Annotated in this window: 7 protein-coding genes; 6 read left to right on the forward strand and 1 reads right to left on the reverse strand. The window is 64.3% G+C overall.

Annotated features, from left to right (window positions below):
• Positions 1–89 precede the first annotated feature (89 nt).
• The 6 genes from B5F88_RS12730 to B5F88_RS12755 all read left to right on the forward strand — a co-directional run bounded on the left by B5F88_RS12730 (position 90) and on the right by B5F88_RS12755 (position 6,238).
• Positions 90–746: a Crp/Fnr family transcriptional regulator gene (locus B5F88_RS12730; protein ID WP_087346676.1), complete on the forward strand. Its 657-nt coding sequence runs from the start codon at positions 90–92 to the stop codon at positions 744–746.
• Between the two features lie 16 nt (positions 747–762).
• A complete protein-coding gene (locus tag B5F88_RS12735) occupies positions 763–1,803 on the forward strand; it encodes an ABC transporter substrate-binding protein (protein WP_087346679.1) in 1,041 nt (346 codons plus the stop codon).
• A gap of 76 nt (positions 1,804–1,879) precedes the next feature.
• Complete coding sequence (locus B5F88_RS12740; protein WP_242959782.1) at positions 1,880–2,569, forward strand: ABC transporter permease subunit; 690 nt, start codon at positions 1,880–1,882, stop codon at positions 2,567–2,569.
• Positions 2,566–3,153, forward strand: coding sequence for an ATP-binding cassette domain-containing protein (locus tag B5F88_RS12745; RefSeq protein WP_087346685.1), 588 nt, complete (start codon positions 2,566–2,568; stop codon positions 3,151–3,153). The genes B5F88_RS12740 and B5F88_RS12745 overlap by 4 nt, the downstream gene beginning before the upstream one ends.
• A 145-nt stretch (positions 3,154–3,298) precedes the next feature.
• Positions 3,299–4,255, forward strand: a complete 957-nt coding sequence (locus B5F88_RS12750) for an S-layer homology domain-containing protein (RefSeq protein WP_087346689.1) — start codon at positions 3,299–3,301, stop codon at positions 4,253–4,255.
• Between the two features lie 111 nt (positions 4,256–4,366).
• Complete coding sequence (locus B5F88_RS12755; protein WP_204246236.1) at positions 4,367–6,238, forward strand: LTA synthase family protein; 1,872 nt, start codon at positions 4,367–4,369, stop codon at positions 6,236–6,238.
• Positions 6,239–6,289: 51 nt separating this feature from the next.
• On the opposite strand, the gene B5F88_RS20710 is transcribed toward B5F88_RS12755, so the two are convergent.
• The coding region (locus B5F88_RS20710; RefSeq protein WP_204246237.1) for a hypothetical protein at positions 6,290–6,686 on the reverse strand (397 nt) is incomplete at its 5' end.

Below are 6,686 nucleotides of genomic sequence, written 5' to 3' on the forward strand. Positions count from 1 at the left end.
GGGGGTTGTGGGGAAATGGCGCTTGACTTTTTCCAAAAGCGTGATAGACTAACTGTACCATCTGAGACAAAAATGGAGGGCGACTGGAAATGGCGGAACACGAGGAGGCCCTGCTGGAGCTGCTGGAGGGGACCTTTCTGTTTCAGGGCGCGCCGGAGGCGGCCCAGGCCTCCCTCGCCGACCCCCGGGCGCTCCGCCGGGCGGCCGCCAAGGGAGAGGTCATCTACGATCCCCGCCACTTCCAGCGCTGCCTGGGGGTGGTGCTGGAGGGATCGGTGCAGGTGAGCAAGGGCGCGCTGATCATGAGCGTGCTGAAACGGGGAGACCTGTTCGGCGCGGCGGCGCTGTTTTATCAGCGGCCGGACTACGCCACCACCCTCACCGCCCGCTCCCCCTGCCGGCTGCTGCTCTTTCCCCAGGCGCTGGTGGAGGAGTGGATGGAGCGCTGGCCCCAGGTGGGGCGGAGCTATGTGACCTATCTGTCCCAGCGCATCTGGTTTCTCTCCGGCAAGATCGACGCCCTCACCGCCGGCACCGCCGGGCGGAAGGTGGCCCAGTACCTGCTGGCCCACGAGGGGGAGGGGAGGGTGGAGCTGGACTGCTCCCTCACCGGCCTGGCCGGACGGCTGGGGGTGAGCCGGGCCTCCCTCTACCGGGCTCTGGACGACCTGCGGGACCGGGGCGCCATCGCGCACCGGGGGCGGACCATTCGGATTTTGGATCAGGCGGCTCTGGAACATCTGTAGAAAGGAAGAGGCTCATATGAAAAAGCTGTTTTCTCTTACCCTGGCCCTGGCTCTGGCCCTGGGTCTGACTGCCTGCGGACCCAAGGAGGCCCCGGAGACCGAGACCACCCCCCCTGCCGCAGAAACCACCCCCGTGGCTGAGAGCCAGGCTCCTACGAGCGAGCCGGGCACCGAGATCAACCTGGGCTTGCTCAATGGCCCCACCGGTATGGGGGCCGCCAAGCTGCTCTCCGACAATGACGCCGGCGAGACCGTCAACCACTATGCCGTCACCCTGGGCTCCGACCCGGCCAACGACATCCTGCCCAAGCTGAACAACGGGGAGCTGGATATCGCCGCCCTGCCCACCAACGTGGCCGCCAACCTGTACAACAAGACCGGCAAGGTGCAGCTGCTGGCCCTGAACACCCTGGGGGTGCTCCATATCCTGGAGAACGGGGACACGGTGAACTCCCTGGCCGACCTGAACGGCAAGACCCTCTACGCCATCAACCAGGGCACCAACACCGAGTACGTGCTGGACTATCTGCTGACCCAGAACGGCTTGGACCCCGACACCGATGTGGATATCCAGTGGAAAACCAGCGAGGAGGTCACCTCCCTGATGGCCTCCGGTGAGATCGACTTGTGCATGCTCCCCGTCCCTGCCGCCACCACCGTGCTGATGCAGAACAGCGACGTGCGGGACGCCGTGGACCTGAGCGACGCCTGGACCGAGTCCGGTGCCAACGGCACCTTCACTATGGGCTGCGTGGTGGTGCGCACCGAGTTTGCCCAGGAAAATCCCCAGGCGGTGCAGGACTTCCTCACCGAGTATGAGGCTTCCATCAACTATATCAAGGACAACCCGGAGGAGGGGGCCGCCCTCATCGAGCAGTACGGCATCGTGCCCAAGGCCGCCATTGCCCAGGCCGCCATCCCCCAGGCCAATATGATCTTCGTGGCCGGTCAGGATATGAAGTCCATCTCCAGCTACTACGAGGTGCTCTTCGCCGCCGACCCCGAATCCATTGGAGGTTCCATCCCCGATGACGGATTCTACTACATCGCGGAATAAGACCCGAAATAAAATACTGCGTGTTGTCATACCCCTGGCCTTCTGGCTGGGGGTTTGGCAGCTTGGGGCGGTTTTGATGGATTGGCGCACTGAGGGCTACGGCTCTCTGCTGCTGCCCGGCCCTCTGGAGGTGGCCGGGCGGCTTGGGGCGCTGATACAGGAGCCCGCCTTCTGGCAGGCGGCCGGGATGAGCCTGGGCCGGATCTTCGCCGGGTTCGCCCTGGGGGCGGTTGTCGGCACCGCCGCCGCCGTGGCCACCGCCGCCTTCGCCCCGGCGGACTGGGTGCTCACCCCCGCCGTCAAAGTGGTGCGGGCCATCCCGGTGGCCTCCTTCATCGTGCTGGTGCTGCTGTGGGCCCCCACCACCGGGATGGTGCCCGCCATCGTGTCCGCCCTGATGGTGCTGCCGGTGCTGTGGGGCAATGTGGGCAAGGGCATCGCCCAGACTGACCCCAAACTGCTGGAGCTGGCGAAGGCCTACCGGTTCGGGAAGGGCAAAACCGTGGGGCTGATCTACGTCCCCTCGGTGCTGCCCTACTTCGCCAGCGGCTGCGCCACCGCCCTGGGTCTGGCCTGGAAAGCGGGGGTGGCCGCCGAGGTGCTCTGCCTGCCCAAGCTGGCCATCGGCACCAGGCTCTACCGGGCCAAGATCACCATGGAGACCCCCGATCTGTTCGCCTGGACGGTGACGGTGGTGGCCCTCAGCTTTGTGCTGGAGCGGGCCATGGGGACCCTGTTCCGGCGGCTGGGAGGGGAGAAAACGTGATTGCAGTCCAAAATATTACGGTGCGTTTTGAGGAAAAGCTGGTGCTGGACCGGTTTTCACTGGAACTGCCAGACAGCGGTCTCACCGCCCTGTCCGGCCCTTCGGGGTGCGGCAAGACCACCCTGCTGCGGGTGCTGGCGGGGCTGCAGTGCGTGGAGGAGGGGACGGTAACCGTGCCCCGAAACCCGGTGATCCTCTTTCAGGAGGACCGGCTGCTGCCCTGGCGGACAGTGGGGGAGCACATCTCCGACGTGCTGCCCAAAAGCCGCCGGGGGGAGGTTTCCCGCTGGCTGGAGCTGGTGGAGCTGGCGGGGGAGGAACAGGCCAGCCCCTCTGCCCTGTCCGGGGGCATGGGACGGCGGCTGGCCCTGGCGAGGGCGCTGGCTCTGGGGGGTGGCCTGCTGCTGCTGGACGAGCCCTTCACCGGGGTGGACGCCCCCCGGGCGGAGCGGATCCTGGGGCGGATCCGGGCGCTGGGGGTACCGGTGGTGCTGTCCAGCCACGAGAGAGCGGTGGTGGAGCTGTGCGACCGGGCGATTTCCCTGGAAGGCCCGCCCCTGCATGAGAGGAGCCCGGCGGTATGAACCGCCGGGCTCTTTTTGCGCAAAAACTACCAACCCTATGCAGCCGGCGCATTATTTTCCTTCTCTCGCCTTTCTATAATGGGGGCAACCGGGCCCCCTCTGGAGCGCCCTTCTCACTCATCAGAAAGAAAGGTAGCCTGTCACCATGAAAAAGCGTCTGTCTGCCCTCTTGTCCCTGGCCATGGCCTGCGCCCTGGTGCTGTCCCTGGCCGTGCTCCCCACCGCCCTGGCGGCGGAGGGTGAGATCCCCGTCCCCGACAGCACCATGGGTCTGGTGTCCGACGCCGCCAGCACCGGCACCTCCTCCTACACCACCAGCGACGGCAAAACCCACACCGTGTACCTCTACCCCGCCGGCACCACCATCAGCGGTTCCTGGCTGTACTCCGTGGAGTCCTATGAGGGAGACAGCTACACCACCGTCCAGTTCGGCGGGTCCTTTGTCCTGCCGGAGAGCGGTATCTTTACGGTCACCACCATGGACGCCATGACCTACACCCAGAGCATCTTTGTCTCCGTCGACGGCAGTAGCTCCACCACTGATCCCGAACCTACCACCGACCCTGAACCCACCACTGACCCCGCCGATCAGCCCTCCTCCTGGGCCGCCGAGCAGGTGAACGCCGCTATTGCCGCGGGGATCGTGCCCGAGACCCTCCAGAGCCAGTACACCCAGACCGCCACCCGGGCGGAGTTCTGCGCCCTGGCCACCGCCCTTTACGAAACCGCCACCGGGAAGGAGATCACCGAACGGGCCACCTTCAGCGACACCAGCGACGTAAATGTGGAAAAAATGGCTGGCCTGGGCGTGGTCGGCGGCGTGGGGGACGGTAAGTTCAACCCGGACGGGGAGCTGAACCGGGAGCAGGCCGCCACCATCCTGGCCCGCCTGGCGGAGGTTCTGGGGCAGCCCCTGCCCGCCGGTGAGCCCACCTTCGCCGACAACGGCTCCATCGCCTCTTGGGCTAAGGAGGCTGTAGGCCAGATGCAGGCCAGCGGAGTGATGAGCGGCACCGGCAGCAACAGCTTCTCCCCCCTGGAGCCCTACACCAGAGAGCAGTGCATGATGACCACTCTGCGGCTCTTTGAACAGCTGGGATAACATTGGCTGTTTCCATAAAAATTTCCTTAAGAAGAGCGAAAGCGCATTGCGCTTTCGCTCTTTTGTGTTACAATGTCAATCATCAAATCCGGGTAAAGGCAGCGTAGAGATATGGCAAATTTTATTGAGGCAAAGGAAAAGAAGAAACTCCGCTGGCCCAAGGTGGCCCTGTCGGAGGGGAAATACCGCTGGCTGGGCCGGGGGGTACTGGTGCTGGTTCCGCTGCTGGCCTTCACGCTGGTGGAGTACCTGAACTATAACGACCCCTGGCAGGATTTTACCCCCATGCAGATCGGCCTGAACCTGATCTGGTACTATCTGCTGGAGCTGATCTTCTATTTTGGCCGGGGCCGCCGGGTGTCGGCGGCCAAGTGGGCTCTGGGCATCGCCTGGGGGCTGGGCATGACCAACCACTACTTGATTTCTTTCCGGGGCCGCACCCTGTTCCCCGGGGATTTCCTCACCCTGGGCACGGCGGTGAATGTGGCGGGGAACTATGACTATTCCCTGGACCGGATGCAGCTCATCTCCCTGCTGATTTTGGTGCTGGCTCTGCTGGCCCTGTCCCTGCTGCCCAGGGAGGAGCGCATCCCCTTTACCTGGCGGCGGTTTTTGCCGTCGGCGGGGGTTGCCGGGATGGTGCTGGCGGTGTTCTTTGGCACCGGGTTTGTGGAAAACCAGGGCATTGAGCCCTCCATGTGGACCACCCGGGGCAACGGCCTGGCCCTCAACTTCAGCGTGTGCCTCAAGTACATGCGGGTGGAAAAGCCGGAGGGATATTCCCAGGAGAGCCTGGAACAGCTGACGGCGGACACCGCCTCCGACGGGCCCTCCGTCACGGTGACGGACCCGGACGGGACCACCCGTCCGGTGAATGTGATTGTGATCATGAACGAGTCCTTCTCGGACCTGTCCGTTTTGCCGGGGGTGGAGACCAACCAGGACGCCATGCCCTTCCTCCGCTCCCTTACCGAGAATACCATCAAGGGCTACGCCTACTCCTCGGTGTTCGGCGGCACCACCGCCAACTCGGAATACGAGTTCCTCACCGGCAACACCACCGCCTATCTCCCCGCCGGGACAGTGCCCTATCAGATGTATGTCTCCGACGGAGACCCCACTCTGGTGAGCCAGATGGCCGCCCTGGGCTACCGCACCATTGCCGCCCACCCCTACCGTTCCTCCGGCTGGAACCGGCCATCGGTGTACCAGAACTTCGGCTTCGACGAGGTGTACTTCGAGAGCGACTTCCAGAACCGGGAGTACATGCGGGGGGATTCCAGGACGGGCTATGTCACCGACCGGTGCGACTATGAAAACCTGATCCGGCTCTATGAGGAGAAGGAGGAGGGGGAGCCCCTGTTCCTCTTCAACGTCACCATGCAGAACCACTCGGGCTACCAGATGTCCTGGGACAATCTGCCCCGGGAGGTATGGCTCACCGGGGAGCTGGAGGGCCGGTTCCAGACGGTGAATCAGTACTTATCCCTTATCTACCAGAGCGACCAGGCCTTTGAGGAACTCATCAACTACTTCTCCCAGGTGGAGGAGCCCACCATGATCCTGCTCTTCGGGGACCACCAGCCCCAGGTGGCCACCAACTTCTACACCGATGTGCTGGGCATCGACCCGCCCACCGAGCTGGCCCAGAAAAAGCAGATGGTACCCTTCTTCCTGTGGGCCAACTACGACATCCCTGAGGCGGAGGGGGTGGAGCTCTCCCTGAACTACCTGTCCGCCCTGCTGATGGATACCGCTCGCCTGCCCATGACCGGCTACCAGAAATACCTGCTGGAGCTGTGGCAGACCGCCCCGGTGATCAACACCGTGGGGGTGCGGGGGGCGGACGGTACCTGGTACGGGGAGAACGAGGCCCTGCCCGCCGACCTGGAGGAGGCGGTGGACGGCTACCAGCTGCTGCTCTACAACAACATCTTTGACAAGTCCGACCGCCTGTCCGATTTCTTCAGCCTGACGGAATAGAACAGCAACGCCCCCGGAGGAATAGTTCCTCCGGGGGCGTTTTCATTTGGCTCAGAACAGGCCCAGGATATACCGGAACCAGAACTTCCTGTACCAGGGAAGAGTCCGGTCTACCTGTCCGGCGGCGGTCCGGGCGGCGGATGCCATCTGTTCCCGCTCCTCCTCCGTCAGGGTGTGGGGGCTGAATTTGGCCTTTTTGGCCAGCTCAAACAGCTCCTCCGGCAGCTCATAACCCCATGTTTCCAGCCTTTTCAGCTGGAGGTAGGCGGCGATCACCGCCCGGTTGGTGTTCTCCTGCCGGAATTTCTTTTCCCGCAGGGCGCGGCCCAGCCTCCGCCGGGCGGGGAAGGCCAGGAGCACCAGCACCACCGCCAGGGGGATGAGCACCAGCCGCAGATCCAGCCCGGCGCCGCCCTGCCCGGCGGTCCCGGGGGCCTGGCTGGGGGTG

Source organism: Flavonifractor sp. An306 (genome assembly GCF_002159455.1).
Classification (GTDB): Bacteria; Bacillota; Clostridia; order Oscillospirales; family Oscillospiraceae; genus Flavonifractor.

Coding starts and splice junctions, on each gene's coding strand:
- B5F88_RS12730 (WP_087346676.1), top strand. CDS start 90: ATGGCGGAACACGAGGAGGCCCTGCTGGAGCTGCTGGAGGGGACCTTT.
- B5F88_RS12750 (WP_087346689.1), top strand. CDS start 3,299: ATGAAAAAGCGTCTGTCTGCCCTCTTGTCCCTGGCCATGGCCTGCGCC.
- B5F88_RS12740 (WP_242959782.1), top strand. CDS start 1,880: ATGGATTGGCGCACTGAGGGCTACGGCTCTCTGCTGCTGCCCGGCCCT.
- B5F88_RS12755 (WP_204246236.1), top strand. CDS start 4,367: ATGGCAAATTTTATTGAGGCAAAGGAAAAGAAGAAACTCCGCTGGCCC.
- B5F88_RS12735 (WP_087346679.1), top strand. CDS start 763: ATGAAAAAGCTGTTTTCTCTTACCCTGGCCCTGGCTCTGGCCCTGGGT.